25 protein-coding genes are annotated in these 25,658 nt (G+C 57.6%); 13 read left to right on the top strand and 12 right to left on the bottom strand.

Annotated features, from left to right (window positions below; all coding sequences use genetic code 11):
- The 3 genes from M4951_RS03805 to M4951_RS03795 are packed head-to-tail and all read right to left on the bottom strand — an operon-like array spanning nt 1 to nt 1,843.
- Nucleotides 1-714 (bottom strand): hypothetical protein, encoded by a 714-nt coding sequence (locus tag M4951_RS03805; RefSeq protein ID WP_262025159.1) that lies wholly within the window; start codon nt 712-714, stop codon nt 1-3.
- Nucleotides 711-1,274 (bottom strand): hypothetical protein, encoded by a 564-nt coding sequence (locus M4951_RS03800; RefSeq protein WP_262025158.1) that lies wholly within the window; start codon nt 1,272-1,274, stop codon nt 711-713. The genes M4951_RS03805 and M4951_RS03800 overlap by 4 nt, the downstream gene beginning before the upstream one ends.
- Nucleotides 1,275-1,285: 11 nt before the next feature.
- Nucleotides 1,286-1,843: an RNA polymerase sigma factor gene (locus tag M4951_RS03795; protein ID WP_262025157.1), complete on the bottom strand. Its 558-nt coding sequence runs from the start codon at nt 1,841-1,843 to the stop codon at nt 1,286-1,288.
- 251 nt (nt 1,844-2,094) lie between these two features.
- On the opposite strand from M4951_RS03795, the gene M4951_RS03790 reads away from it, so the two are divergent.
- From M4951_RS03790 to M4951_RS03775, 4 genes are read left to right on the top strand one after another with little or no spacing between them, the layout of a single operon-like run.
- Nucleotides 2,095-3,975 (top strand): ABC transporter permease, encoded by a 1,881-nt coding sequence (locus M4951_RS03790; protein ID WP_262025156.1) that lies wholly within the window; start codon nt 2,095-2,097, stop codon nt 3,973-3,975.
- Entirely contained in the window at nt 3,935-4,852 is a 918-nt protein-coding gene (locus tag M4951_RS03785) for a hypothetical protein (protein ID WP_262025155.1), read from the top strand. Before M4951_RS03790 ends, M4951_RS03785 begins: the two co-directional genes overlap by 41 nt.
- A complete protein-coding gene (locus M4951_RS03780; protein WP_262025154.1) occupies nt 4,843-6,108 on the top strand; it encodes a CNNM domain-containing protein in 1,266 nt (421 codons plus the stop codon). The genes M4951_RS03785 and M4951_RS03780 overlap by 10 nt, the downstream gene beginning before the upstream one ends.
- Entirely contained in the window at nt 6,105-7,073 is a 969-nt protein-coding gene (locus tag M4951_RS03775) for a CNNM domain-containing protein (protein WP_262025153.1), read from the top strand. The genes M4951_RS03780 and M4951_RS03775 overlap by 4 nt, the downstream gene beginning before the upstream one ends.
- A 15-nt stretch (nt 7,074-7,088) precedes the next feature.
- Here M4951_RS03775 and M4951_RS03770 read toward each other — a convergent pair whose 3' ends face one another.
- Nucleotides 7,089-7,313, bottom strand: coding sequence for a hypothetical protein (locus tag M4951_RS03770; RefSeq protein ID WP_262025152.1), 225 nt, complete (start codon nt 7,311-7,313; stop codon nt 7,089-7,091).
- 162 nt (nt 7,314-7,475) lie between these two features.
- Nucleotides 7,476-8,423: a tetratricopeptide repeat protein gene (locus tag M4951_RS03765; protein WP_262025151.1), complete on the bottom strand. Its 948-nt coding sequence runs from the start codon at nt 8,421-8,423 to the stop codon at nt 7,476-7,478.
- Between the two features lie 148 nt (nt 8,424-8,571).
- On the opposite strand from M4951_RS03765, the gene M4951_RS03760 reads away from it, so the two are divergent.
- From M4951_RS03760 to M4951_RS03750, 3 genes are all read left to right on the top strand, one after another.
- A complete protein-coding gene (locus M4951_RS03760) occupies nt 8,572-9,009 on the top strand; it encodes a hypothetical protein (RefSeq protein WP_262025150.1) in 438 nt (145 codons plus the stop codon).
- A 235-nt stretch (nt 9,010-9,244) separates the two neighbouring features.
- On the top strand, nt 9,245-10,600 hold the full coding sequence (locus tag M4951_RS03755; RefSeq protein ID WP_262025149.1) for a TolC family protein: 1,356 nt from the start codon (nt 9,245-9,247) through the stop codon (nt 10,598-10,600).
- A 29-nt stretch (nt 10,601-10,629) separates the two neighbouring features.
- Entirely contained in the window at nt 10,630-12,123 is a 1,494-nt protein-coding gene (locus tag M4951_RS03750) for a copper oxidase (protein WP_262025148.1), read from the top strand.
- A gap of 513 nt (nt 12,124-12,636) precedes the next feature.
- On the opposite strand, the gene M4951_RS03745 is transcribed toward M4951_RS03750, so the two are convergent.
- Nucleotides 12,637-13,017 carry a hypothetical protein gene (locus M4951_RS03745; RefSeq protein ID WP_262025147.1) on the bottom strand — a complete coding sequence of 127 codons (381 nt, stop codon included), beginning with the start codon at nt 13,015-13,017 and terminating at the stop codon, nt 12,637-12,639.
- A gap of 87 nt (nt 13,018-13,104) precedes the next feature.
- Here M4951_RS03745 and M4951_RS03740 point away from each other — a divergent pair, with 87 nt between their 5' ends.
- Nucleotides 13,105-13,596 (top strand): hypothetical protein, encoded by a 492-nt coding sequence (locus M4951_RS03740; protein WP_262025146.1) that lies wholly within the window; start codon nt 13,105-13,107, stop codon nt 13,594-13,596.
- A 528-nt stretch (nt 13,597-14,124) separates the two neighbouring features.
- Here the strand turns inward: M4951_RS03740 and M4951_RS03735 are convergent.
- The 3 genes from M4951_RS03735 to M4951_RS03725 all read right to left on the bottom strand — a co-directional run bounded on the left by M4951_RS03735 (nt 14,125) and on the right by M4951_RS03725 (nt 17,220).
- Entirely contained in the window at nt 14,125-14,715 is a 591-nt protein-coding gene (locus M4951_RS03735) for a hypothetical protein (RefSeq protein ID WP_262025145.1), read from the bottom strand.
- Nucleotides 14,716-14,814: 99 nt separating this feature from the next.
- Complete coding sequence (locus M4951_RS03730; RefSeq protein ID WP_262025144.1) at nt 14,815-16,581, bottom strand: DEAD/DEAH box helicase; 1,767 nt, start codon at nt 16,579-16,581, stop codon at nt 14,815-14,817.
- Between the two features lie 60 nt (nt 16,582-16,641).
- On the bottom strand, nt 16,642-17,220 hold the full coding sequence (locus M4951_RS03725) for a hypothetical protein (protein WP_262025143.1): 579 nt from the start codon (nt 17,218-17,220) through the stop codon (nt 16,642-16,644).
- Between the two features lie 253 nt (nt 17,221-17,473).
- Here M4951_RS03725 and M4951_RS03720 point away from each other — a divergent pair, with 253 nt between their 5' ends.
- Together M4951_RS03720 and M4951_RS03715 are read left to right on the top strand one after the other, a co-directional pair.
- On the top strand, nt 17,474-17,926 hold the full coding sequence (locus M4951_RS03720) for a hypothetical protein (RefSeq protein ID WP_262025142.1): 453 nt from the start codon (nt 17,474-17,476) through the stop codon (nt 17,924-17,926).
- Between the two features lie 87 nt (nt 17,927-18,013).
- Nucleotides 18,014-18,982, top strand: coding sequence for an alpha/beta hydrolase family protein (locus tag M4951_RS03715; RefSeq protein ID WP_262025141.1), 969 nt, complete (start codon nt 18,014-18,016; stop codon nt 18,980-18,982).
- 18 nt (nt 18,983-19,000) lie between these two features.
- On the opposite strand, the gene M4951_RS03710 is transcribed toward M4951_RS03715, so the two are convergent.
- Nucleotides 19,001-19,474: a hypothetical protein gene (locus M4951_RS03710; protein ID WP_262025140.1), complete on the bottom strand. Its 474-nt coding sequence runs from the start codon at nt 19,472-19,474 to the stop codon at nt 19,001-19,003.
- 21 nt (nt 19,475-19,495) lie between these two features.
- A complete protein-coding gene (locus M4951_RS03705) occupies nt 19,496-20,548 on the bottom strand; it encodes a DUF1559 domain-containing protein (RefSeq protein WP_262025139.1) in 1,053 nt (350 codons plus the stop codon).
- A gap of 512 nt (nt 20,549-21,060) precedes the next feature.
- Here M4951_RS03705 and M4951_RS03700 point away from each other — a divergent pair.
- The 3 genes from M4951_RS03700 to M4951_RS03690 all read left to right on the top strand — a co-directional run bounded on the left by M4951_RS03700 (nt 21,061) and on the right by M4951_RS03690 (nt 25,149).
- Nucleotides 21,061-22,194 carry a hypothetical protein gene (locus M4951_RS03700; protein WP_262025138.1) on the top strand — a complete coding sequence of 378 codons (1,134 nt, stop codon included), beginning with the start codon at nt 21,061-21,063 and terminating at the stop codon, nt 22,192-22,194.
- Between the two features lie 271 nt (nt 22,195-22,465).
- Nucleotides 22,466-23,905 carry an aldehyde dehydrogenase family protein gene (locus tag M4951_RS03695; RefSeq protein WP_262025137.1) on the top strand — a complete coding sequence of 480 codons (1,440 nt, stop codon included), beginning with the start codon at nt 22,466-22,468 and terminating at the stop codon, nt 23,903-23,905.
- A 95-nt stretch (nt 23,906-24,000) separates the two neighbouring features.
- A complete protein-coding gene (locus M4951_RS03690; RefSeq protein ID WP_262025136.1) occupies nt 24,001-25,149 on the top strand; it encodes an iron-containing alcohol dehydrogenase in 1,149 nt (382 codons plus the stop codon).
- 62 nt (nt 25,150-25,211) lie between these two features.
- Here the strand turns inward: M4951_RS03690 and M4951_RS03685 are convergent, their stop codons facing one another.
- Nucleotides 25,212-25,658, bottom strand: a complete 447-nt coding sequence (locus M4951_RS03685) for a hypothetical protein (RefSeq protein WP_262025135.1) — start codon at nt 25,656-25,658, stop codon at nt 25,212-25,214.

Genomic DNA, 25,658 nt, shown 5'->3' with positions numbered 1-25,658 from the left:
TTATTCTTTCGGCGTATTCTGCGACGCTGAGGTCGCATTGCGTGAACGAGGCGCTCGCTTCACGGCAGGATCGATGGCCCGCAGACGCTGTTCGACCATGGTCGCCACATCTCCGTCCATCCGTTCCAACTGGGCGTTGAGAAACTCGATCCGCTGCGAAACGCGGTCTTTTTCAAACTCCAGCAATTGACGCTGCGAAACAATCTGCTGGGAGATCACCTGGCGCAGTCGGTCCCGTAGTTCTTCGTCGTCCGGCGACATCTGCAACTGAGCGGTTAGCAGCTGAATCCGCGACTTGGATTTCCAAACCGCGAGTTCCAGTTCGTACCGCTCTGGTTGGCGTTGTTCGATTTGATGCAGCTTTTCGCTGACGCGTGAGAGCTCACGAATCGCGCTTTCGTATTGGCGCGGCTTCAGACGCTTCAGCGATCGCAACAGCGATGCGAGCTCTGGATGGTGCTTACGAACCAGCGCGTAGGCCCAATCTTCGCGGCGCGATTTCTCGCTCTCACTGACCGAGTCTTCGGCAGCTTCTTTCTTTTTGCTGGCTTTCTTTTCGGCCGGCTTCGTTTCGAGTGAAACCCCGTTTTGGGCGACGGCTTTCGCTTTGGTTTTACCCGGCTTTTGCGCCACGGCGGTCGAAGCCAATAGACAGACGACCAACGTCAACAAAAGGAAGCGATTTGCGATAGTTATCACTGCTGCAAAGATCACTGCTGCACCTCTTCAGTCGTCGCTTCGCGATCGAGATCGTCTTCTTGTTCCAATGCGACGGCGGCCAGCATCCAAGCGGGAGGAGCATTCCAGCCGGCCTCATCCTCGCCATCCCACTGCAACGCATTTAATTGCGGCGTCAGCGATTGTTCGGCAACTAGCAGATTTTCAACCGCAAGCGCTTCGTCGACGGCGTCGGAAGAATCAATCCAGGACTGCGCCAGTCGGGTGTCGGCGTCTTCATTCCAAGGCGCCAACGCCGCCAATCCGCCCAAGATCGCCAACACGATCGACGCGGCTAAAGCCGCTGGTCCGAGCGAAATCGAGCGACGAGAGGATGTCGTAGTAGCGAGACCGCCCCGCGTCGGCCGCGCATCCGGCGCACTGGGGGCGGTCATCATCGCTGCGGTCAACTCGACGACATCGGCTAGACGTTCACACGCCGAGACGTCATCGGCCAACAGCATCTCAAACGCGGTGGTCTCGGCTGGCGAAAGCTCGCCAGAGAGATACCGCACGGCGGTGAGATCAAAATCAGCTTGTTCCGAGAATTGGCTCATAAGACTGGCGGTCAGTTTTCGCGTTTGGTTTGTTGATCGAGTTTGGTGAGGGCCATTTTTAATTTCGCGAGCGCATTTCGCATCCGGCCCAACGCGGTCCCCAGCGGTATTTGCAACGTCTCCGCGATTTCGGCAAAAGTTTGTTCTTCGTAAATTCGCAAGTGAACGATTTGTTTCAACTCTTCCGGCAAGCGGTCGATCCCCTGGCGAACCTGGTCGATCAATTCACCGCGAACCAGTTCGGTATCGGGCGCCGCCGAGTCCCAGCCGGCGTGCAACCACTGCAGTCGTTTGTCGACTTTGCGCCCCACGGCCAAGCGGCGGCGGATCGACAAGGCCTCGCGATAGGCGACTTGGTAGAGCCAGCTTTTGCGAGCAGCTGGCTCTACCGAACCGCCCAACGCGGCGAATTTGACAAAGGTCGTGTGGACAACATCCGCCGCTGTCGGCGCGTCACGCACCACGCCCCAAACAAAGCGTTGCAGGCGATCCGCATGTTCGCAGTAGTACGTTTCGACGGCGGCAGCATCCAGCGGCGCCGCTTCGAACGCCGAGTTGTCCTTGCTCAAAGGCTCGTTCTGTCTTGTTGGATCGTCGCGATGAACCACAGGTAAGAGCCGCAGACCGGGGCCGATATTGGCGGAAAATGTCGAAATCGCGCCAAATAATCCCATCTGGGGGGATTCAGGCAGGCGCGAAGAGAGAAAACACCCCAGGTTTTAACACGCCAGCGGCGGCGACGGCGTCCTAATTTGCTTGGTCTCCAGCTATAATCGAAGCTTTTCCGCTCCCACCGCTTCCTTCGACCAAGGACCGCACGTTGTTCATCGGGCCCGTCTTTACGCGAGAAGCCGCCGTTACTCCACGGCGGAGCAAGTTTTACACCTACCGCACGGTCTACGTCGCCGCTCTCTTTTTGCTGATGTGCACCGCCTGGCTGGTGATGGCCGGTACGCAGATCATTCGCAATGTTGGCGATATGGCTCGGTTTGGAGCGGTGCTATTCCAGATTCTTGCGCCGATTCAATTGAGTCTGGTGATTTTCTTCGCCGCTTTTTCGTCGGCCAGCGCGGTCGCGCTCGAGAAAGACAAAAAGACGCTCATCCTGCTGCTGATGACGCGACTGAATAACTCCGAACTGGTCCTCGGCAAGATGCTGGCCAGCTTGCTGAACGTGCTCGTTCTGATCCTAGCGGCGTTGCCGCTTTTTACGGCGATCGTGCTGTTCGGCGGAGTCTCTCCTTCGCAGATCATCTATGTCTTTCTGGTGACGTTTGTCACGGCGATCGCCGCAGGCAGTTTGGGATCGACGCTGGCGCTGTGGCGCGAGAAGACGTTTCAAACGTTGTCGCTGACGGCGCTTTCAATCGTGTTTTGGCTTGGCTTTTGTGAAGCGATCGCTGCAGGCGCGTTGACCTGGTTGATTGGCGACATGCCGTTGGGAATGGCCCCAGACACGCTGGCGACGGCGCTCAGCCCGATTCGCGCGGTGCTGGAAGCGGCTCGCCCATTTCCGACCTTGTCCATCGAACTGGGAGCGTTGGGCAATCCGATTTGGCTGTACCTGGTGATCGCCTGCGGAACGACGCTGGCGCTAAACGGCCTGTCGATCGCATTGGTCCGCGTCTGGAATCCATCACGAGAAGCGCGGCGCGATTTTGGTCCTAAGGCCGAAACGCAAGAGTCGATCTGGGGCGCCGAGCATGATCTGGCCCAGAAACCAGGCAAACCGGCCGCCGAGTCGGATGAATCACGACGCTCCGAGCATGTGGATGCTCGGACTCGTAAGATGCAGTCGAATCATCGCCAGGTGTGGGACAACCCGGTCTTATGGCGTGAGACGCAAACCTGGGCTTATGGTCGTAAGGTGATCATCATCCGGGTCGTCTATATGCTGCTCGTCGCGGCGGCTGCGGCGGCGCTGCATCAATTGATCCTCAGCAATGCGGCCAAGTCGGTGGTTGATCAGATGGGCGCGATCATTCCGGACGCCGCCCAAGCGCTGACGCCGCTTTACCTGGTCAGCATGGTAATCGTGAACGCATTGGCGGTCACTTCTATCACCAACGAACGGGACGGACGATCGCTCGATATTCTGCTGGTGACCGATCTGACCCCGCGAGAATTTATTTTTGGCAAGTTGATGGGCGTATTGTGGGTGACCAAAGAAATGGTGATCGCCCCGCTGTTGCTGACGTTTTATCTTTGGTGGCAAGACGGAATGAATACCGAAAACCTTGTCTTCCTCAGTCTCGGCCTGGCGGTGATGTATCTGTTTGTGACGACGCTCGGCATCCACTGCGGCATGATTTACGCTAGCAGTCGTGTTGCGATCGGCGTGAGTCTAGGCACCGTCTTCTTCCTGTTCCTGGGGGTGATTACCTGTATCTTGCTGATGATTTCGTTCAGCGACTCGTTCCACTTCCAGCTCTTCCCGTTCCTGGGGTTCATCGCCGGCGGGGGGCTCGGGTTGTATGTCGCGATCGGCCATCGCAATCCATCTCCGGCGATCGCGACGGCGGCGTTTGTGGTGCCGCTCGCGACGTTTTACGCGATCACGACGTTGTTGCTGAACAAAAATCTCGAAGTCTTTCTGGTGACTGCCTTCTCCTACGGCTTTACGACATTCGCTATGCTGATTCCAGCGATCTATGAATTTGATGTCGAAATGGGGAGAACGTCTGGGCAAGATGACTCGTAAAGAGAATCGCCCTCACGCCGGAGTATTCAAGTTGCGCATTTGTGAGCGGACGATAGGCGACGATCCGATCTTGCTCTTCCTAGCCAAGCGCGCCAGTTTTGAAGTAGCGATGTCGGAGGCCCAGCATGGCTTTGCTCTTCGTAGCCCGTTGCGCCAGCGAGAGAAATGCGGTTGGCGACTTCGATCCAACTTTGAATGGCCGAGCGATTTCCGCTCGCTGGCGCAGTTTGAAGTTGCGCCATTTGGCAATTCAGAAAGTGTTGAACCCGGAAGCAGAACGGTAAGACAGGGTCAGAATCAACCGAAAATCGTCACACTAGCCCGTTGCGCCAGCGAGGGAAAAGGGTTGGCGATCCTAACACGGTTTGAAGTGGCGAGCCGCATTCCCTCGCTGGCGCAGTTTGAAGTTGCGCTATTTGGCAATTCAGAAAGTGTTGAACCCGAAAGCAGAACGGTAAGACAGGGTCAGAATCAACCGAAAATCGTCACACTAGCCCGTTGCGCCAGCGAGGGAATAGGGTTGGCGATCCTAACACGGTTTGAAGTGGCGAGCCGCATTCCCTCGCTGGCGCAGTTTGAAGTTGCGCCATTTGGCAATTCAGAAAGTGTTGGACCCGGAAGCAGAACGGTAAGACAGGGTCAGAATCAACCGAAAATCGTCACACTAGCCCGTTGCGCCAGCGAGGGAATAGGGTTGGCGATCCTAACACGGTTTGAAGTGGCGAGCCGCATTCCCTCGCTGGCGCAACGGGCTAGTGTTCAATCGGTTCGAAAAAGCGCAACTTCAAAACTCGCGCAACGGGCTACGAAGAGAAATCGGCGACTGCGACTTCAAAATGCGCCGCTGCAAGAAGCTGGAGACTGCTCATGGAATTAATGACGGCGATCACGCCGTGGTTGATCTTCATGGCGGCGTTGCTTGCGCTTTCCGGAATTTTTTCCGCGGCCGAAGCGGCCTTCTTCTATCTCAAGATCGAGGACCGGCGGAAGCTCGCCGCCGGCAGCAGCACGCAGCAAATCGCCGCCCAACTGCTGAACGACCCCGATCGCTTACTCTCGGCCGTCCTCTTCTGGAATCTGGTCGTCAACGTTCTCTACTTCAGTCTGGCGTCGGTCGTCGGTATTCGGATCGAAAGAGAATTTGGCGGCGCCGCCGCAGCCGGGTTCGCCGCCGGATCACTGATGGTGATCATCTTCTCGAGTGAGATGCTGCCGAAAAGTTTCGCCGTCTTGCGGGCTCCGGTGATCGCGACGCTGTTAGCGCTGCCGGTCGCATTGGCGGTCAAAGCGGCCGATCCGATTCTGCCGCTGTTGCGGACCGTGATTACGCTGTCACGTCGGCTGATTTGGCCCGGCTTCAAGCCGGAACCTTATCTGCAAGTCTCCGACCTCGAGCGAGCGATTGTGTTTTCGACTGAGAACGCCGCGCTGCTGGAGCAAGAACAAGTCGCGTTGCAAAACATCGTTTCGCTGTCGGACCTGACGGTGAACGAGCTGATGCGACCCCGTCGCCAATATCGAACGTTCCGGCCGCCGGTCTCTCGAGCCGACCTCGCGGGAGAAGTACCGCCGAGCGGCTATCTGCTGGTGACGGAACCAGACTCGGAAGATGTCGCCGGCGCGTTCAACCTGATGACGGCGACCGAGTTGCCGGAAGAGAACCTGGAGCGGCTCGCATCGCCGGTGCTGTATGCTCCCTGGTGCACCAAAGCGGCGGTCGTACTGCAGCAGATGATTACGCGGCAGCGCGAAGTCGCCGCAATCGTGAATGAGTTGGGAGAAGTGATCGGCGTGCTGACGCTTAGCGACGCGGCCGAAGCGATCTTCTCGTACCATTCCGGCCGCAGCGAACGTCTGCTGCATCGTCAAACGTTCGAGCAGGTCGAGCCAGGCGTTTGGCTAATTCCCGGCATGACCAGCTTACGACGCTTGGCGAAACGTTTCGGCGCCGAAGTCCCGTCGATTCGCCCGACCACGGTCAACGGCTTGCTGCACGAGGAACTAGAGCAACTGCCGGAACCAGGCGACGAAGTGACCTGGGGACCGTTTCACTTTCATGTCGTCTCCGTTCCGCTGCGCGGCCAACCGATCGTGCGTCTCTCTTTGTTTGAAAGAGAGGAAGAGTCGTTATGATCTGGATCGTCGCCTTGTTCGTGTTCGCGGTTTTCCTTTCGGCCTTTTTCAGCGGCACCGAAACCGGCTTTTATCGGGTGACTCGCATTCGCCTGGTGTTGGATGCGCTGGACGGCAAATTTTTGGCGAAGTTCCTGTTGTTTCTCACCAATCACCCGGCGCTGTTTGTGGCGACCACGCTGATCGGCAACAACCTGGCCAACTATTTGGTTTCGCTCTCGATCGTGTTGGCCGCAGGCAGGCTTTTCCCAGGCAACTCGACGGCCGAATTGGCGTTGCCCACGCTGCTGGCTCCGGTGTTGTTCGTCTATGGAGAGTCGTTGCCGAAGAACCTGTTTTTTCATGCTCCCAACAAGCTGCTGCTGCGCGGCAGCCCGTTGTTCTTTCTCTGCACAATTCTGTTCGCTCCGTTCGCCGCCGTGCTGTGGATCATGGGGCAAGCGCTGCAGTGGCTGCTGGGCGAATCGCCCACGCAAGTTCGCTTGCAGTTGGCCCGTAAGGAACTGGAAGACGTGCTGGACGAAGGGGGCGAAGCGGGACTCTTAAACGCCGGACAACGACGACTCGCGCAAGGGTTGTTCGCCGTGGCGAATCAATCGGTCGGCGCTTTGGCGCTTCCCTTGGCTCGAACGCATGTGGCGATTGTCGGCGCCGATAAAACGTCAGCGCTGGCCTATGCGAAAAAGAACAAGATCACGGCATTGCCGGTAGCGACAAAAGCGGCTGGCAAGAATGACGTAATCGGTTACGTACGAACTTGCGACTTGATTCTAACGCCGGAGAAGACAATTCAATCGTATCGCGTACTGCCGGTGGTCGCCGGTAGCGATACGCAAATTGCGGCGTTGCTCCGGATGCAAAGCAGCGGAGAAAGTATGGCCGTTGTCAAAGCGCGTGACGGCAAGACGCTCGGTATCGTCACTCTCGACCAACTAATGCGGCCGATCTTGTATAGCGAAAGCTAAAGTGAAGGTCGCTGACTATTTGTGATAGCCCAGCGACTCGATTACCTGGAAGATCTCTTCGTAAGTCACGAACCGACGTCGATGCTGGATTTTGTAGCCGTCAATCGCGTCTGCAATCTCACGCGCCGCATCCGACAGTTCGCTATGACTGTTGGTAAATTGGCGACGTTCGAGTTGCTGCGACGTTTGTCGATTCGGGTCACGCCGATCCACAAAGTTCGCGTCGAGCACATGCGACATAATAAAGCCCCGGTTTCCCGTGTCAGAAATAACTCGCCAACTTCGGCGCATCTACGGATAACGTAGGACCGTTCCAACGCTTGTCAAACGCCTGGAAGACGTTACGCTTCCCACATGTGGCGCAACCGGGGTTGGGTCGTAGCGATCCTAACGATTGTACGATTAACGCTGCAGCGTCTGCCCCATTCGCTGCCGGGCAAGGGGGATTTCTGCGGCGATCTCGCGCCCACGGACATTTTGCGGATCCATCGATAAGGTTTGCCGCAAAGCCCACTCTGCCCGGGCGATCCGACCCGCAGCGAGTTCGCATTGCGCCAATCGCGACATCAGTTCGGGGTCAGGCGCCCCCTTCTCCATCGCCGCAATTAGATGGTCGGCGGCCGCTTCGTAACGACCAGCCGCTTGCAGCGTCAGCCCTTGTTCGATGAGCAACTCCAACGGAGCTTCTCCCAGGGGATAGGCTCGTTCGGCGCGTGTCAGACATGCTAACGAACGATCTGGCTGCGACAGTTGGCGTTGGGCCCGAGCCAGGCGAATAAGGACCGGCGTCACATCTTCTGCGAACGAGGCGCACCGCAAGTAGCACGACTCGGCGTCTTGCCAATCTTGGCGATTCTCGGCCAGATCGCCAGCCAACAGCCAGGCGTCAGCGCACCGCGGATATTTGGCGATGGTCTGTTGCGCCTGCTGATCGGCTTCAGGGAGACGTCCTGCTCGATAATAAATGCGTCCCAGCCGAACCATCATGTTGGCGTCATCCCCCGAGATGCGAATCGCCTCCTTCATTTCGACGATCGCGCCGTCGATATCCCCTTTGCGATGGAGCGCCTCGGCGTATTGCGACCGAGTATGCACATCGACCGGACAGGCCTTTTTCGCTTTGGCCAGCAAGGTCTCGGCTCGCTCAATATCGCCGCGTTGGAGAGCGTCGACCCCCTGCTGGGCAAGTTGCCGGCCGTTGACCACACGTTGATGTGCGGCGGTCTGCCGCGAGAAGGCCGCACAGCCGCTTAATGCTAGCAGCAAGCACCCCAAGACCAGGCGCAGCATGACCAGCGCACGAAAATCGTACGGAATTCGGTTTCTGCGATTGCCAAAAAGCCGCGTCATAAGCGGTAAATCGGAGGGGTAAAGAGATATAGGCGTCGAACGATATCAAAACCTGCTTCGTCCAGCCAGAGCGGCGCCGGTTACGTTTCTCGCGCAGAACGGTAAAATCGGGTGTTTAGAGAACAAAAAATCGCTGGGAGCCCTGCTGATGGCGGCTGTTTACGAAAATTTTGGGATCAGTTTCTCCTATCCAGAGAACTGGAAGCTGGTCGAAGAGCAGGCCCAAGAGTGGCCGCGCTCGACCTCGGTCTACAGCCCCAGCGACGCTTTTTGGAACGTTACGGTCCATCCTAGCGAGACCGAACTGCAGGAAGCGGTCGACGCCGTCGTCGCCGCGATGGACGAGACTTACGACGATTTCGAGTACGAAACGACCACCGAAACGTTCGCCGGCTACGAAACGTTCGGCTGCAACATGCACTTCTATTGCTTGGACATGCTGGTCCAAGCCCAAGTCCGCGCGTTCGACTTCGCCGGCGCTAAAGTGCTGGTGATGTTCCAGGGAGAAGATCGCGAGTTCGATCGGTTGCGCGACGTCTTCTCAGCGATTACCCACGATTTGGTCAATCGGCAAACAGGGGTTTAAAAAAATGCCCAATGGCTAGCACGCAAACAGGCTTATGTCTTTTGCTTAGTCGTCAAAGTTGGGCATTTCCCCGTTTTGCGTTCGTTGAAATGGTGAAGTGCGGCAATGCGAGAGTTCGGATTGGACGATCTTTTACGATGTGCCGATTCCGTTCGCCTTTCGCGTTGACTTCCTCATGTTTCGCTATCGTAAATCCACAAGTTGGTTTGCCGGCATTCTTGTCTGCAGCAGCTGCGTGTCGCTAGCATGGGGCCAGACGGTTTCTCCGACGAGTCCAACCACGCCGGGGATGCTGCTCACATCGCCGCCGGACGATGGTCTCTCTACGGTCGCGACCGGGATTCGCTGGAACGATCTGGCGCCAGACAGCGCTCCGGAAAACTTGACGCTCGAGCAACTGCTCGACCTGGCGGCTCGCAATAATCCGACGATCCTGCAAGCTCAGTATCAAATCACCGGGGCGCTGGCCAAAGCGCAGCAAGCCGGACTTTATCCGAATCCAACGCTGGCCTACGTGGCCGAAAATATCGGCGTCGAAGGAACGGCCGGCGAATGGCAAGGCGCTAAGCTCCAACAGCGATTCGTCACCGCCAACAAGCTGCAGATCAGCCGCGACAAATACCTGCAGCGCGCCAAAGTAGCCGAGCATCAAGCGGTCGCCCAGCAGTTTCGCGTTTGCAATGATGTCCGCCTGCACTTCGCCAAAACGCTCGCCGCGCAGCAGATTCTCACGTTGCAAAAGGAACTGCTGAAGACGGCCGAAGACCATCTGGTGACGACGCGCGAGATGTTCAACCTGGGTCAGGCGAATCAAGTCGATCTGCACAAAGCCAACGCGTCTCTCCGCCGCGAACAATTGGCCCTACTCCAAGCCGAAAATCGGATCCGACGCGAGTTCTTTCAACTCGGCGCCTTGGTCGGCGTCGACCTGCCGTATCAACCGCTGGTCGGCGATCTGGCGATCCAAGCTGGCCTGATTGAGTTTGATCTGGCCTATGAGCGGATCCTGCGCGAAAGTCCCGAGATCCTCGCCGCCCACTCGAAACTGCGTGAGGATCGCATCACCGTCTCGCGCGAAAATGTCCAGTGGGTGCCGGATGTCGTCGTCGGCGGCGGACCTGGCTACAACTTTGAAACTTCGGATGCAACCGCGGCCTTGAACGTGATGGTCGAATTGCCAATTTACGATCGAAATCAAGGCACCATTCGCCAGGCCCGATCGGACTATTCGCGTCAACAGAATGAAATTCGGCGCGTCGAGATGCAATTGCGCATGAAATTGGCGGAACAATACGAACATTACTTAAGCGCCATGCAGCATGTGCTCACTTACGAAGAGATCGTGCTGCCGGAGCTAAAGTCGGCCTACGAAACGTCGCTGAAAAGCTACCAGGCCCGGCGCGAAGAGTGGCCCAACGTGCTGCACGCCTATCACGATTTCACGCAGCGCCGGATTGAACTGATCGATCATTTGCTGCAGAAACGGACAAGTGAGATACTGATCGACGGATACTTGTTGCACGGCGGGCTCAACGCGGCGCCCAGCCCGACGCCGACAGGGCACATCGACGCGACTCCTCATCCGCGCTAAGCACATCCTCTCATTGACGAGTTTCCGCTATGGACCAGTCGACTCCATCCCCGCGACGTCAGTTTCTCAAAGGGAGCGCTATTGCCGCCGCAACGGCCGCATTGAGCGCAGGCAAAGCGCTGGGACAAAATCCGCCTCCAGAAGCCGCAGGTCCCGCCAGTCCGATGCCAGCGCATGCGCACTCCGGCCAATCTGCGGTTGCAGATGAATACGAAGGCTTCTCGCGCTTCAAACCGAGCCGCGGCAGTAATCCCGACGGCGACTACTACATCGGCAAGCTGGTCCCCGGCTTTCGCTCGATTGCTGATGGTCCAGCGCCGTTTGTTGCTCCCGATTTGGAGAAATTGCCTTACGTCATGAAGGATGGCGCCAAACAGTTCGAGCTGGTCGCGCAAAACGTCCGGCGAGAATTTTTGCCGGGTTACCCGATGGACGTCTGGGGCTTTAACGGCTCGATCCCGGGCCCCACGATCGAAGTCACCCAGGGAGACCGCATTCGCATCATCGTGCATAACGAATTGCCGGAAGAGACGACCGTTCACTGGCACGGCTTTGAACTGCCGGTGCAGCAAGACGGTTCGATGACGCTGACGCAAAATCCGATCATGCCAGGCAAGACGCATGTCTATGAGTTCGACATCCACGAAGAAGGGACCTTCTTCTATCACACGCATGTGGCGATGCAGGAAGCGTTTGGGATGGTCGGCTGGATCATCGTTCACCCGCGCCAAGTTTTCGATCCGCCGGTCGATCGCGACTTTGGGCTGATCTTTCAAAACTTTCATATTCAACCCAATCAAACGATCAGCGATTCGTGGTCGATGGATTGGAACTGGCACACGATCAACGGACGCAGCGGCCCTTTCACCACACCGCTGGTCGTCAAACATGGCGAACGCGTCCGCGTACGGATCATGAACTTCTCGCCGATGCAGCATCATCCGATTCACCTGCATGGGCACACGTTTTGGCTGACCGGTCACGAGGGCGCCCGAACTCCAAAATCAAGTTGGGTTCCACGCAATACCGAGCTGATCGCCGTCGCCCAAGCCAGCGTGTTCGAGTTTGTCGCCAACAACCCCGGCGACTGGATGTTTCACTGTCACATGGTTCATCACATGATGAATCATATGGTCCGGCCAGCCGGCCCCCGCATTCGCCAAAACAGCGACGTCAGCGCCTTTTTGGCGAATCTCGAGCAACGACCCGCGGTCGATTTCGTGCATACCGATCCCGGCTTCGATACGCCTGGCTACCCCCAAGGGATGAAAGGAATGCAGATGTCCGAAGAGTTCATGAAGTCGATCTGGTCACGCCGCGAAGTGCAAGGGATGCGCACGACCTGGCCGATGTCGATCATGGGACTGATGACGGCGCTGCGCGTGTTGCCGGCGGATCTCTATCACCGCGTAATGGAAACGGATGAAGAGATTCCCAAGGGCGCCATCTTTGCAGAGATCGTTCAACGCTTTGGCGATCTGGCGACCTACCAAAAGGCCCCGATGATGATGCAGAATCACTAAAGCTGCGAAATCGAATCATCACCGGGTAGCACCAATTCTCCATGTTCGTCGCACAATTTCTCCTCTTTTGTGGCGGCCCACTCTCAATAACGGCTCTCTGTGATTCCCCCAGCGGCATGATCGCCGTTATGGCAATTCGAGTCCCTGCAAGCCAACTTGCAGAAATCGGTGGGCGATCTGCGCAGTCGCTAATTGGCGAGCTATAGATGAGTAGCCAGCTTGCTGATTAAACGCGAGCCGGCCCCCGCCAACGTGAAGGGAAGACGATGAGCCAGACATCCACGTGTAATCATTTGTTCCATTTCTGTGGGAAACAAGTGAATCACGCCGGAATAGAGTTCTGTCCCTGCTCTGGCTGCCTTTCGAAGTTCAGCTGCCGCGGCTATTGGAATTCAAAGCCCCAGCCGCGTACGTCCTCAGAAGCAGCGTTGCCGATCCTGCTGACGCTTAGCGGCGAACTTCATTCGCGACTCGATCCATCGCATGAGACGGTGGAAGTGCATGAAATCAGCTTTAGCACGAACGCCTAAAGCGCCGCTCATTCTTCTTCTGTCGTTCGCTCTCACGACCACTCCATTGCGAAAATCGCTCGACAAAATTGTGGCGATAGAGATTCGCCGCCGAGTAGATTAGGGACTGGCGATCCATCGCCGCGGACTGTCCCCTTCGGGAGAGAGAATTGGTCTTGTGAAGCAGTGCGACCAAGAGACCGAAAATCACGTCTCCGCCAGAGTCCGCCCCTGGCTGCGCTTTGGCTTGCGCACGCTCTTGGTTTTGATCTTCGTCTGCTGCGTCGGACTGACGTGGATGATGTCCCTTCTGAATGAAGGAGAGCGGCATGCGCAAATCGCCGCTGAGCTTTCCGCCGAGCATTGCAATGTCGGAATGTCGCATTACCGATCGGTTCCTTCGAATTCGAGAAAGCTCGAAAGGCTTGAGTACAGGAGTTCGATTTGGCGTGAGTCAACGATTCCCTTTGTCTTGGATTGGCTAGGCGGCGCCCGAGCGCTGCGTCGCATCCAACGCGTGACGCTGAGTCCCAGCGACAAACTGCCCCCGAAAGAATTGCCCTCGGTCTTGGAAAAGATCCAGACTCTGCACACGCTTCCTACATTGATCACGAACGATTCAAAAATCTCGGAGCAGCAAATTGCCGAGCTACTCGCCAACATCGAAGTTCATAGCCTAAGCATGAAACGGGTGCAGTTGTCGCAGCAAGAACTGCCATGGCTCAATCAACCGGGCCTGACTTGGCTTTGCCTCGCCCATACCGAATTCTCGAACCCGGCGATCCATAGCTTGCCGCCATCGCTCGAGTACTTGGACGCGAGCGACACGCAGATCAACGACGCGGGGCTGGAAGATTTTCGCCGGCTGACCCATTTGCGAAAGCTGATCTTGCGGCGGACGCCCACCAGCCAAGCGGCGATCGAGGACCTACGCAAAAAGATGCCTTGGTGCATGATTGAATAGCAGGGCATCAGCGGCGTCAGGGATGAGGGCGACGGATAACGTGCCGGCGATCGCCAATTTGAAGTTGCGCGATTTTTCGGTAACAAGAATGGAACACGGCTAGAATCAGCCGAAAATCGTTACACCAGCCAGAGGATTCGCGTCAAAGATTGTCGATTGACAGAGCGCACAGAGTTCGGGTCGATTGGGGGGTGGAGGATTCGCGATCGAATCACGTTGGTGCGGCGGCCAGCAGATGATTCTCTTTCTGAAAAACAGCAAGAGGGATGCACGCTGCTGCGCGCTCGCCTCCCCATGAATGGGTCACGTACTTACGGCGGCCTTGCGATCGCGCTGCGCGCCCGTTAGTGAGTTGATGGTCATTGCCGGGATGTGTGGTCCGACTTGGAAAAAACGATGTGTGGTCCAGTCCACCATGCGAAAAAAAACAATGCGGTCCGGTCCGGTCCGGTTGTCTCAGGTACTCGGCGGGGGCGGTGGGCAACTTCAAAACGGCTTCGTCAGGCCAAGGCCTGACCTACAAGACCACTATTCCCCTGCTTCAACCGCCGCATAGATTTGTTTCGCCGCTTCATCACTGGGAGGAAGCGCCATGATTTCACCTTCGTCGGCGCCGCTTACCAGGCAGGCCAAGGCGCGTGATGACGTGATGTGGTCAGGCAAGCGATCCCGTTCGATCCAGATGTCGGCCATATAGATGACGCGACCACGGGTTAGTTCAAGCGGGACCCGGTTGCGGCGACCTTCGTGATAGGCGTCGTTTTTAATGAGTTCGGCCGCGTGTTGTTGATGCGGCGGCAAACCGGCGATCTCTTCGTCGTCAGCCGTGTAGAGATCAAACAGATCGTCCGCCAATTCACGCAACACTTCGGCCAGCGACTTGGAGGGAGGCTCCTGCGAAAAAATCGTCAGCGCCGGCGCCGACGCGATCGTTTGCTTTTGCAAGAAATCGGAATTCGCCATCACGAGGATGGCCAAAACCGGCTTCCCATTTTCCCGAATGCGCCGTTCGGTCGCCGCTTCGTTGTACGACGAGTAGAAATAGAGGAGCACGATCACGAACGCAAAAAACAAGACGACGCACATGCATGCGCCGCCGCCAACAGTCAACCAAGTCATCAAACCGCCTCGCCGAGAAGAGAAGGACACGAGCGTCAGACGCGTCTTATCCTAGTGATTGCGATGCGGTTTACAACTTTTTCCTGACAGAACCAGCGATTACGCCGCAAGTCGAATCGGCCCTTTGGGGCTTCTCAAATTAAAGAGACCGAAGATATCGTCTTTCGACAAACCGCCCGGCGGCGGAGTCCCCGCTTCGGCGAACAGCGTATTAAATAGCTCTCGTTTCTCGCTCAATACCTGATCAATTCGATCTTCGATCGTGTTCATCGCCAAGTAGCGAGAGATAGTCACCGCCCCTTTGGCGCCGATGCGATGGGCGCGGTTAATCGCTTGATCTTCGATCGCCGGATTCCACCAGCGATCGAACAAAAAGACATATTCGCAAAACTGCAAATTCAAGCCGACGCTGCCGGCGCCATAACTCATCAAAATGACCGACTTGGTCGGATCGTGTTTGAATTGTTCGATCACGCCGTCTCGTTTTTTGCTCGGAATTTTCCCGTGATACTCCAACGGTCCAAACGGCTCCAACTGACGACGAATCTGTTCGATCGTCTGCGTCCACTGACTAAAGACGATCGCCTTTTTGCCGCTCGCGGCGACTTCTTCCATATCGGCTCGCAACTGATCCATTTTGGTGCTGTCGCCGGTTCGGGGATCAAAGTTGCAAATCTGCTTCAGCCGCAGCACCAGTTCAAACACATGCTGGACCGTCAGCTCTTCCCCCATTTTTTCGAGCCGCACGATTCCCTCGTTCTCGGCCAACTCGTACGTCTCTTGCTGCGCCGGCGACAAAGTCAGATCGGCGTCGCGATAGAGCCGCGGCGGCATATCCTCAAGCACCTCATCTTTGGTGCGGCGAATGATGTACTCGCTGGTCGCCGTGCACAACTGCTTGAGCGGCATCCCTTTGTACAAGTAGCCCGGCACGAGAAACTCGAAGATGCCGACCAGATCATCGGTGCAGTTTTCGATCGGCGTGCCGGTCAGCGCCCAACTGCGATCGCGCGGAATCGCACGGACAATCTGCGCCGTGGTGCTGCCGGTATTTTTGATCCGCTGCGCTTCGTCCAGCACGACCAGATCAAACCTGAGCGACTCGTCGTTCACAATCTGTTGATCGCGCATCAACAGCTCGTAGTTGGCGATCCGCACCGGCGATTCGGCCGATTGCCATTGCCAGGTGCGGCGCGCTTGGTCCCCTTCAATGATCGAAACCGGAATCTCTGGCGCCCACAAGGCGAACTCTCGCTTCCAGTTGGTCACCAGCGGCTTCGGACAAATCAACAAGATGTTGCGTGCCTCTCCCGATCGAATCAGCATCCGAATGGTCGAGATCGCCTGCATCGTTTTGCCGAGTCCCATCTCGTCGGCCAGAACCGCCGCATGTCGCGGGTAGAGAAACGCGATCCCTTCAAATTGATAAGGAAACGGCTCAAACGGAAAGTCAAGCGATCCGGCGCTGACCAACGATTCAAGCGAAGGCTGCAACAGATAGTAAAGCCGATCTTGCAACTTGATCACGTCGCTGGGGGGCTTGATGCGCGTCGCTGGCTTTCTGACGTTGCGAACCTCCGGCTCTTCCGGTCCCTCCGTCGCGGTCGTATTATCGGCTGGCTTCTTTTTGGGAGGCGCATCAACCGCCCATTCCGGCGCTTCCGGAAAGACGTAAGTCTTGACCGCGACGCGCGGCGCACGACAAGGGATCGACACCACTTTGGGCGCATCGACGCCGGCCGATATCGACTCGATCGACATTTCCAACTGGGCGTCAAACAACTCGCTGTGCGTTTCGACAGCGACCGTCAGGTTGGCGAACGAGACAATCGAAGGCGCCGCCGTATCCGCTTCCGGCAGATTCATCTTCCCATCCTTGGGGCACGAGGAACATTGCGTCGACGCCAGGCCGATCCAACCGTTGGCTTAACCGCGTTGCGCTTGCTGGGCTTCGCTGATCGCTTCATGAATGCGACCGAACGGTTCGGTCAAATCAATCCGCGCCGCGAACGTCTCCCAGACGCCGGCGACATCGACCTGATCTTGCGGAAACGCATCGGCGATCATCACGTCGGCGCCGGCCAAGGCAAACCAAGCAGGCGACTGGGGCGCGGCGACCTGATGCGCTCCGTCGACGCGCCATGTCTGACCGGCGGCGTTTTCGGCGGGCTCCGTCTCTGGCGCTGTTGTTCGCTCAGCTGCCGTCGCGGCGACGGCGATTACCGGAACTTCGACATGCTGTCGCACTGCCAGCACTTCGACGATGTCGGTGCAGATCATCTGGGGGGCCAGGTTCGTCTTGCGAACCAAAGCGGCGGCAATTTGCTCTCCACACAAATATTCGCGAAGCGTCGGGCCGTACAAAATCTCTTGGGCACGATTGGCGCGAACTGGGGTCGTACAATGAAACTCGAGTGGGCGACCGTTGGAATTTAACAATAGGTACCCGCCGAACAGCCCGTGCTGCTCGTCTTCGACCACCGTTAAGTATCCTACAGTCGGCACGGAACTTTTGTCCCTCGCGGTCACAGGCGGCTTTCTCTCTAGGTGCATTTCCAGGGGTGCTATCACATCGCCGGTAATCCCTCACGCAGCGATGCTTCCTTCACAATCGGTGCTGCGCGGCGGTCGACTTTAACCATCGCAACGAAGGCGCCAGAAGCGGGATCTGCTAGCGATCTACGCAAAACCCGCAAATGCTCGACAATCTTTGGAGAGCGTGACTATACTTGGGGCAACGAATCCGGAGTTTTAATCAATGTCTAGCTCGAACAACTTCCCCTCCCTGTTCACCCACGTCGACGTAACTGCAGGCTCCCCCTCAGGTAACGACGACTCCGCCGCCGGTAATATCACCATGTTGTTGCAAAGAATGGTGACCCTCCAAGAGCGGCAAGCAGAGCTATTGGAAGAAATGCTGCAGCAGCAGATCTCGCAGCAAAAACAGCGGCAAGCCGAGCTGGCGGCATGGCGCAAGGCCAACCCCCAACTAGCGGACAAGTGCCGCAAAGCGGCCGAAGCGCTAAGCAAAGTCCACACCGAATTTCTCGGCTCGATCGCCGACGAGATCGACGACAGCGGTGAAGATATGGCCGATAGCGAATTCATGCTCAACGAGTTTGTCGATCGCTTTGGCCCCCGCATCGCCCACCTAAATGGCGTACTCCAGATGCTCGCCCAATTGGGTAGCCCGCATCCTCCGGCCAAATAAGCTGGCGCTGTTGCCTGAAACCCGACTGCCAGCAGTGAGGTAGCATCTATGTATGCCCTGCTGCTGATCTCTAGACGGGAATTCGCCATGATCCAACGCCTTCGACCGTTGCTCGCCTTGTTACTTTTGGTCAGCTCTTTTCTGGCCTTCGCCGCAGCGGCCGATGAGACCAAGGTTCGCCAGATCGATCTCGAGCCCAAGGACGCCGCGCGGGATCGCGTCGTCCCGATCCGCGTTTATCTGCCACAGACCGAGAAGCCGCTGCCGGTGATTCTGTTTTCGCACGGCCTGGGCGGTTCGCGCGAGAACAGTGCTTACCTCGGCAACTACTGGGCAAGCGCTGGCTACGCCTGCGTCTTCATGCAGCACGCCGGCAGCGACGAGCAGGTCTGGAAGGGAGTCGCGCGGCGCGAAATCATGAAAGCGATGAAGCAAGCCGCCAGCGGCAAGAGCTTGATCGATCGGATCAAAGATGTCTCGTTCGTGATCGATCAGTTGGAACTGATGAACAAGCAGGCCGACAGTCCCCTCCAGGGCAAACTCGACCTCGAACATATCGGCATGACCGGGCACAGCTTTGGCGCGGTCACCACCACGGCGGTCGCCGGTCGCAAGTTTCCGTTTGGCCGCAGTTCGGCAGAACCGCGACTCGACGCCTTCTTGCCGATGAGCCCGCAGACCAGCGAAGGAATGTCAGCCGAGAAGTCGTACGGCGAAGTCAAGCTGCCGATGCTCTGCATGACCGGCACCGAAGACAGCAGCGCCATCAATCCGCAGTTGACGCCCCAGTCGCGCCGCGAAGTTTATCAAGGCCTGCCGGCCGGCGACAAATACGAGTTGGTCTTTGACGGAGGAACGCACGCCGCGTTCTCGGACGCCCGAGGACTTCGCATTGGCCGGCGCGACCCCGATCATCACCCGGCGATCCAACAGATTAGCTTGAAGTTCTGGGACGCGTATTTGAAAGAGGACGCCGCCGCGAAGAAATGGCTGCAATCGGACGAGCCGCGGAGTGATGTGAAGTTGAAAGAGAAGGATGTTTGGCAGTGGAAGTAGTGCGCCTACTTTTCTTCGTTAGTCTTCCAGCGCAAACGTAAAGACATTCTCCCCTGGATCCATCACTTCCACCGTCAAGCCGCTCGTCTTCTCGCTGCTATAGCGTTTGGGCAATAGATGGCGGGGAGTTCCTGACAAGGCGGCGTTCATCTCGCGCGAGAGTCGGTTGTATTCGGCTGGCGTCACCGAATCAGGATCGGGCAGCGCCAAGACTTCCAGCTTGCGGATCGCCACGCTGTAGGGGCCGGGGATCACGCCGTCGCCGGGATCGAATGTCCACAATTTCACTTCCCCGCGACTGTCGGTATTTCCGACCGCGCCGCGCAGTTCGGCTTCACCAAAGGTAACCGTCGCTTTTTCAACCGGTTCTCCTTTGTACGTAACGATCGCTTTGACCGGGACCATTTTAGGGCGATTGGGATCGACGGCGCGGCCGCAACCGACGACAGCGACAATCCAGATCAGCAGCATTGCAAAGCGGACTCGTTGCATGACTACATCCAAAAATTTGACTTAGAGACTGGTCGTCGTTTCGCCGCCGCTGATCGAACCCATCGCGCCCCAAACTCCAAACGGACTCGGCCCCGAGATCACTTCGGTCGCAGTCGGGTTACCGGTGTCAATCGTGTCACTGACAAAGTGCGTTGATCCATCGGCGAAACCGACATTCACGCCGCCGGGATGAAAACTGCTCGGCGTCCAAACGCCCCATGAATCATCGGTCGCGGCGACCGTGCAGCGCGGCGCGTTAGGAGGCAGCACCGTACTGAACCCGCTAAAGAAGACGCGACCTTCCGCCCAACGACTGCCGGGCGCCCGATGCACGTACGACTCAGCGGTCACCGCGATGGCCGGATTGACCAAACCGTCGGTTCCACGGGCCCCCCAACAATCGGCCGGACTAGAAGGGTTGGCGTTAATCCCCGGCGTGACCGCGACGTTCCCCTTCATCGTGCGTGTGATTTGATTCGGCCCAATCACCACTTCCGACAGGGCGGTCGTGTTACTCGACCCATCAAGCAGATCGCTAAAGTCACGATTGTCCTGCGTGATGAACATCCCTCGCTTCGAGGAATTGGAGTTGTGATTATTCCGAATACTATCGCCAACCGAAAAGTGATAGCTGCGCGGCTTGCGTCCGTTGACCCCGGCCCGAGATTCCCAGTTCGGATCCGAAGGACAAGCGAACTCGGCGATGGTAGTACCCTGATGCGTCGGATTCCAATCAGACGAACCATACGGAGGACTGGCGCTGGTCATCCCGTCGTAGATCGCCGTTTGCTCCAGATAGGGCAGCAGCGAAGCGAACCCGCTCGGTCGAGCCGGAGCCGCTTGGGTCTGCATCGCGGGAAAAGCGGAGTAGGTGTCGTGATAGGTGTGCAACGCCAAACCGACCTGCTTCATCCGGTTGATGCATTGCATTCGCCGCGCCGACTCGCGGGCCTGCTGCACCGCCGGCAACAACAGAGCGATCAACACGCCGATGATCGCGATCACCACCAACAATTCGACCAAAGTAAACGCGAGACGCTGATCCTGTGGAAGCAGCCTTCGTGAAAAGTGCATAACCTTACTCTCTCTTCCAAGGATAAGCGAAAGATGAATACCGCGCCGCTGAGAACAGAGGAGAAAACGATTCGAATGCTGTAATCGAATCCACTCAGCGACGCCTAGTAAGCTATTTTCTGCACTTAGTTTTATAAATATTCATAGGCGCGACGTCAAGGAAATAACCAGCTAGAGCTGCCATTTAACCAATCGATATGCCATCGCATCAGTGACAAATCCAAACCAGATTCGCGGTGCGAACCAAGTGAATCGCGCGGATTCTAGGGGACAAAGAGTGTCACCGATGTGTCCGAACGGGTGTGATCTATAGGTGCGTACTACACATTTGGGCACAGCCTACGCCGCTTTGTGGGAGCATTCCCCAAATTTATTCCGTCCCACAATGGTTGTCGAAACAACCTTTTCTTTCTATGTTGATAGAAACAGGCCCGCGGCTTGCATTTTCTTCCCTCCACTTCGCCTGCCGCGCGGCGATTTTACTGCCCCATGTTCCTGCGTAGGTGGTGAAGATGAATTCTGGCGAAAGCGTCTTGTCGGCTGACATTCAAGCAAAAGCCCAGGCCGCCAAGGACAAGCTCGACCAACAGGCGTACGAGACCGTCCAGTGGCACTTCCACGAGTCGACCGGTTGCCCTTTCTGGCTCGAGAAGAAGAAAGAGCTCAACTTCGATCCGTTGACCGAAGTAAAGAACTACGAAGACATCAAAAAGTTCCCGCTGTTCGAAGACGAATGGCTCCGCGGCGGACCGGTTCGTCGCTGGGTTCCCAAGGCGTTCGAGAACGATCCGGTCTACGTCTTTGAAACCGGCGGCACAACTGGCGTTCCCAAAAGCCGCATCGCGATCAACGACTTTCGCACTGACTACGAGAACTTCAGCCACACGCTGCCCGATCAGTACTTCCCCAAAGGCGCCAACTGGCTGATGCTTGGCCCGTCGGGGCCACGTCGCTTGCGTCTCGCGGTCGAACATCTGGCCCAGTATCGCGGCGGCATCTCGTTCTGCATCGACTTGGATCCCCGCTGGGTGGTCAAGTTGATCAAGAAGGGCTGGATGGAGCACCTGGAAGAATACAAGAAGCACTGCATCGATCAGGCGATCACCGTGCTGACCGCCGGTCATGACGTGAAGTGCATGTTCGGCACGCCAAAGCTGATCGAATCGCTTTGCTTGGGCTTGGAAGAACGAGGAACGTCGCTAGCCGAAGTCGGGATCACCGGCATCTTCAGCGGCGGCACCGAGTTCACGCCGCAGTGGACCCGCTACTGCGTCGAAGAGCTGTTCGGCGGCCCTCCCGAGGAAAGCGGCATCTACATGACGCCCACCTATGGCAACACGCTGATGGGGCTCGCCTGCAGCAAGCCGGTTACGGCGGCCGAAGGTTACAAGATCAGTTACTACGCTCCGCAACCGCGAGCCGTAACCGAAGTCGTCAGCTTTGACGATCCGATGCAAACCGTCGCCTATGGCGAGACCGGCCGCGTGAAACTGACGACGTTGACCCAAGAATTCTTCGTCCCTGGCTTCCTGGAACGAGACGAAGGCGAACGCGAAATGCCGTTCGACAAATACCCCTGGGACGGAGTCAGCGGAGTTCGCCCTTTCCACGGCATCGCATCCAGCACTACCGTCGGCGTTTACTAGTCGCTTTGGTAAAATGAAATCGACGTAGGGTCCGCTGTGCAGACCAATAACAAAAGTTGAATGCCTAAACCGACCGAACACTAGCCCGCAGCGCGAGCGAGGGAAAGCGGTTGGTAGGACGAGCGACCAGCCAACCTGGGTAGGTCGCCACATTGAAGACACTGGCTGAAGGCCAGTGGCGCATGGAGATGTCGAATTGGTCATTCGACATTTTGGTTTCGACATTCGTCATTTTTTGATCGCTCCCCCGTTTTCAACTGCGAGAATCGTGATGCTCAAAATTCCAGCCATCCGTTGGGGCAAGCCGTACGAATCGCTAGAGGTCGAAGATGTCGTTCACTTCGCCACCGGCGAGCCGATCGCCCAACTCAGCCAGGTGGGCGGCGGCCTTTTGAAACGGGACATGCGGTTCGCCCAAAAGGCCCGCGATGCGCTGCGTCAGATCCCCTCGAGCGAACTGCTGGAGATTTTGAAAAAAGCGGCTGACCTGTTCATGACGGCGACGTTGCCGATGGGCGACGGCACGCAGTCTCCGGCCGAGTTTGTTCATGCTCAAAGCGCCACTACCGGCCTGCCGGAAAACATGTGTCGTTTCAACATGGAGAAAAACGCCTACGCGCTGTCGAACATGAATTTGATCCTCGACTCGCTGACCCGCGGCTTGGATTTGGAGATTCTCTCGCGCGGCTACGGCAAAGAGGATCGCGGCGTCACCGTCAGCTATCAGGCGCAAAGCCCGGTGCTGGGCGCCGTGCTGCCTTCCAACTCGCCCGGCGTGCATACCTTATGGCTGCCGGCGATTCCGTTGCAATTGGGTCTGGTGCTCAAGCCCGGCGGCAAAGAGCCGTGGACACCGTATCGGATTTACTATGCGATGGTCGAAGCCGGCGTGCCGGCCGAAGCGTTCGGCTTGTATCCCGGCGCCGGCGGTGATGTCGGCGCGTCTTTGTTGGCGTCGTGCGATCGCTCGATGGTCTTTGGCGGCCAGCAAACGATTGACCAGTATCATGGCAATCCGCGCGTTCAAGCGCACGGCCCCGGCTTCAGCAAGATTTTGCTGGGCGATGACGTGGTCGACGATTGGGAGCGCTATCTCGATTTGATGGTGCAAAGCGTCTTCGCCAACAGCGGTCGCAGTTGCATTAACGCGTCGGGAGTCTGGGCTTCGCGGCACACGCAAGAGATCGCCGCGGCGATCGCCGAACGGATCGGCGGCGTCGAGCCGAAAGACCCAACCGATCCCGAAGCGTCGCTCGCCGCGTTCACGCAAAAAGGAATGGCGCCGGCCGTCTGGGGCATGATCGAGCAAGACCTGGCCGAGTCAGGCGTGACCCACATGACCGAGAAGTTTGGGCCCCGCCTGGAAGAGCATGAACGTTGCGACTACCTGAAGCCGATGGTCATCCATGCCGACAGTCCCGAACGAGCCGTCGCGAAGAAGGAATACATGTTCCCGTTCGTCAGCGTCGTCCAGTGCCCGCAGGATCAGATGATCAAGCAGATCGGGTATACGCTGGTCGGAACAGCGATCACCGGCGATGAGACCTGGGCGCAGCAACTGACCGACGCTACCAACATCGATCGCTTGAACATCGGGCCGATTCCGACGATCAAGCTCGATTGGCTGCAGCCGCATGAAGGCAACCTGATCGAGTTCCTCTTTCGCAACCGCGCTTATCAAATGGCGCCGCTGGAAGTGGCCACGGTTTAAGCGAATAGATTTGCGTCGCCCGCCGTCGTTGACTGCGGGCGATTTCGTAGGGAGACACGGGTAAATCGAGTATCGCTGGAACGGAAGAGGCTTGCATGATCCCGTTTGATTTTCAACCGCGCACGCGCATCGTCTTTGGCCCAGGCGTGGTCGCTCAACTGGGCGCTTTGGCCGTTGAACAAGGCGCCAAGCGCGTGCTTGTCGTCAGCGACCCCGGCGTCGTGAAAGCTGGCCACAGCCAAAAAGGGATCGACTCCCTGACTGCCGCCGGCCTCGAAACCGTGCTGTTTGACGGCGTGCAAGAGAATCCGACGACCGCCAACGTCGACGCCGGCGTCGCCCTGGCGAAGGCGACCGACGCGCAGTTGATCGTCGGTCTCGGCGGCGGCAGCGCGATGGACTGCGCCAAAGGGATCAACTTTCTACTGACCAACGGCGGTCAGATGCAAGACTACTGGGGCGTCGGCAAAGCGACTCGCGAAATGCTGCCGATGATCGCCGTGCCGACAACCGCCGGAACCGGCAGCGAAACGCAATCGTTCGCGCTGATCTCCGACGCCGAGACCCATGTAAAAATGGCGTGCGGCGATCCCAAAGCCAGTTGCAAGATTGCGCTGCTCGATCCCGAGCTGACCGTCACTCAGCCGCAACGCGTCACCGCGCTGACCGGCATCGATGCGATTGCTCACGCGTTGGAGACCTTCGTCACGCGGCGTCGCAATAGTTGCAGCCTGGCGTTCAGTCGCGGCGCCTGGCGGATGCTGGCCAGCAACTACGCGCAAGTGCTGCAAGATCCGACCAATCTGGAAGCGCGCGGCGGGATGCAATTGGGCGCTTGCTTCGCCGGACTGGCGATTGAAAACTCGATGCTCGGCGCGGCGCATGCGCTGGCCAACCCGCTAACCTCCAAGTTTGGCGTCGTGCATGGTCAGGCAGTCGCGGTGATGTTGCCGCATGTAATTCGTTACAACAGTCAGCTGGTCGGCGACTGGTATCGCGAACTGTTGCAAGTCGATGTGCCGATCGACGGTTTCCCCAGCGGCGATCACCCCGAAGCGCTAGCCGACTTTGTGACACAGTTGGTGTCGCAAGCCGATCTGGCGACCGAGCTGACATCGCTGGGCGTAGATCCCGGCAGCACAACGCAGCTGGGTATCGACGCCGCCAAGCAATGGACTGGGACCTTCAATCCCCGTGAAGTCGACGCGACGTCGCTGAAGTCGCTCTACGACGCGGCGCTCTAATCGACATCTCCTTGGCGACCTGTCGACAACGCTGAGTCACAATTTGTCCAGCAAGCAATCCGCTATCGCCGCGACTTCTTCGCGCCTGCTTTCGGCACTTCAATATCAAGCGTCATCGTATCGCCGGCAATCTCGTGCTCTTGGACATACTCGGGAAAGAGCGGATGCCCAGGAAAAACGCCCCCTAGCAGTTCTTCTTTCTCAGCAGCCGTTGGTTCGGCTCCGTCGAAGCCGGTGATCTTGAGCGTGTAGAGACCGGATACCGGTCCCTTGTTGGCTGCGGTTGCGTAGCGTCCCTCTTGAATGACGGCGAAACCGGTCGGCGCTTGATTTCCGACCGACGCGGTTGGTACGAACCAGATCGCTCCGCGGGAAATTGGTTCTCCGTTATAGGAGACGGTTCCCGAGACGACCGTCCGCTGCAATCCATCACTACGCCCGCAGCCGGCGATCATGACCGTAATCAAGAGAAAGCCGGCGAGCCCATACGCTCGATTTTTACTATGCAT

This window comes from Blastopirellula sp. J2-11, assembly GCF_024584705.1.
Lineage (GTDB): Bacteria > Planctomycetota > Planctomycetia > Pirellulales > Pirellulaceae > Blastopirellula.
This window is presented reverse-complemented; position numbering and strand designations above follow the sequence as displayed.

What these genes read in the sequence shown, in the direction of transcription:
- M4951_RS03750 (WP_262025148.1), top strand. Translation starts at nt 10,630, where the DNA reads ATGGACCAGTCGACTCCATCCCCGCGACGTCAGTTTCTCAAAGGGAGC.
- M4951_RS03710 (WP_262025140.1), bottom strand. Translation starts at nt 19,474, where the DNA reads ATGCAACGAGTCCGCTTTGCAATGCTGCTGATCTGGATTGTCGCTGTC.
- M4951_RS03775 (WP_262025153.1), top strand. Translation starts at nt 6,105, where the DNA reads ATGATCTGGATCGTCGCCTTGTTCGTGTTCGCGGTTTTCCTTTCGGCC.
- M4951_RS03780 (WP_262025154.1), top strand. Translation starts at nt 4,843, where the DNA reads ATGGAATTAATGACGGCGATCACGCCGTGGTTGATCTTCATGGCGGCG.
- M4951_RS03730 (WP_262025144.1), bottom strand. Translation starts at nt 16,581, where the DNA reads ATGAATCTGCCGGAAGCGGATACGGCGGCGCCTTCGATTGTCTCGTTC.
- M4951_RS03705 (WP_262025139.1), bottom strand. Translation starts at nt 20,548, where the DNA reads ATGCACTTTTCACGAAGGCTGCTTCCACAGGATCAGCGTCTCGCGTTT.
- M4951_RS03785 (WP_262025155.1), top strand. Translation starts at nt 3,935, where the DNA reads ATGTCGAAATGGGGAGAACGTCTGGGCAAGATGACTCGTAAAGAGAAT.
- M4951_RS03735 (WP_262025145.1), bottom strand. Translation starts at nt 14,715, where the DNA reads ATGACTTGGTTGACTGTTGGCGGCGGCGCATGCATGTGCGTCGTCTTG.
- M4951_RS03685 (WP_262025135.1), bottom strand. Translation starts at nt 25,658, where the DNA reads ATGCATAGTAAAAATCGAGCGTATGGGCTCGCCGGCTTTCTCTTGATT.
- M4951_RS03690 (WP_262025136.1), top strand. Translation starts at nt 24,001, where the DNA reads ATGATCCCGTTTGATTTTCAACCGCGCACGCGCATCGTCTTTGGCCCA.
- M4951_RS03765 (WP_262025151.1), bottom strand. Translation starts at nt 8,423, where the DNA reads ATGACGCGGCTTTTTGGCAATCGCAGAAACCGAATTCCGTACGATTTT.
- M4951_RS03770 (WP_262025152.1), bottom strand. Translation starts at nt 7,313, where the DNA reads ATGTCGCATGTGCTCGACGCGAACTTTGTGGATCGGCGTGACCCGAAT.
- M4951_RS03800 (WP_262025158.1), bottom strand. Translation starts at nt 1,274, where the DNA reads ATGAGCCAATTCTCGGAACAAGCTGATTTTGATCTCACCGCCGTGCGG.
- M4951_RS03695 (WP_262025137.1), top strand. Translation starts at nt 22,466, where the DNA reads ATGCTCAAAATTCCAGCCATCCGTTGGGGCAAGCCGTACGAATCGCTA.
- M4951_RS03715 (WP_262025141.1), top strand. Translation starts at nt 18,014, where the DNA reads ATGATCCAACGCCTTCGACCGTTGCTCGCCTTGTTACTTTTGGTCAGC.
- M4951_RS03720 (WP_262025142.1), top strand. Translation starts at nt 17,474, where the DNA reads ATGTCTAGCTCGAACAACTTCCCCTCCCTGTTCACCCACGTCGACGTA.
- M4951_RS03760 (WP_262025150.1), top strand. Translation starts at nt 8,572, where the DNA reads ATGGCGGCTGTTTACGAAAATTTTGGGATCAGTTTCTCCTATCCAGAG.
- M4951_RS03700 (WP_262025138.1), top strand. Translation starts at nt 21,061, where the DNA reads ATGAATTCTGGCGAAAGCGTCTTGTCGGCTGACATTCAAGCAAAAGCC.
- M4951_RS03745 (WP_262025147.1), bottom strand. Translation starts at nt 13,017, where the DNA reads ATGCGACATTCCGACATTGCAATGCTCGGCGGAAAGCTCAGCGGCGAT.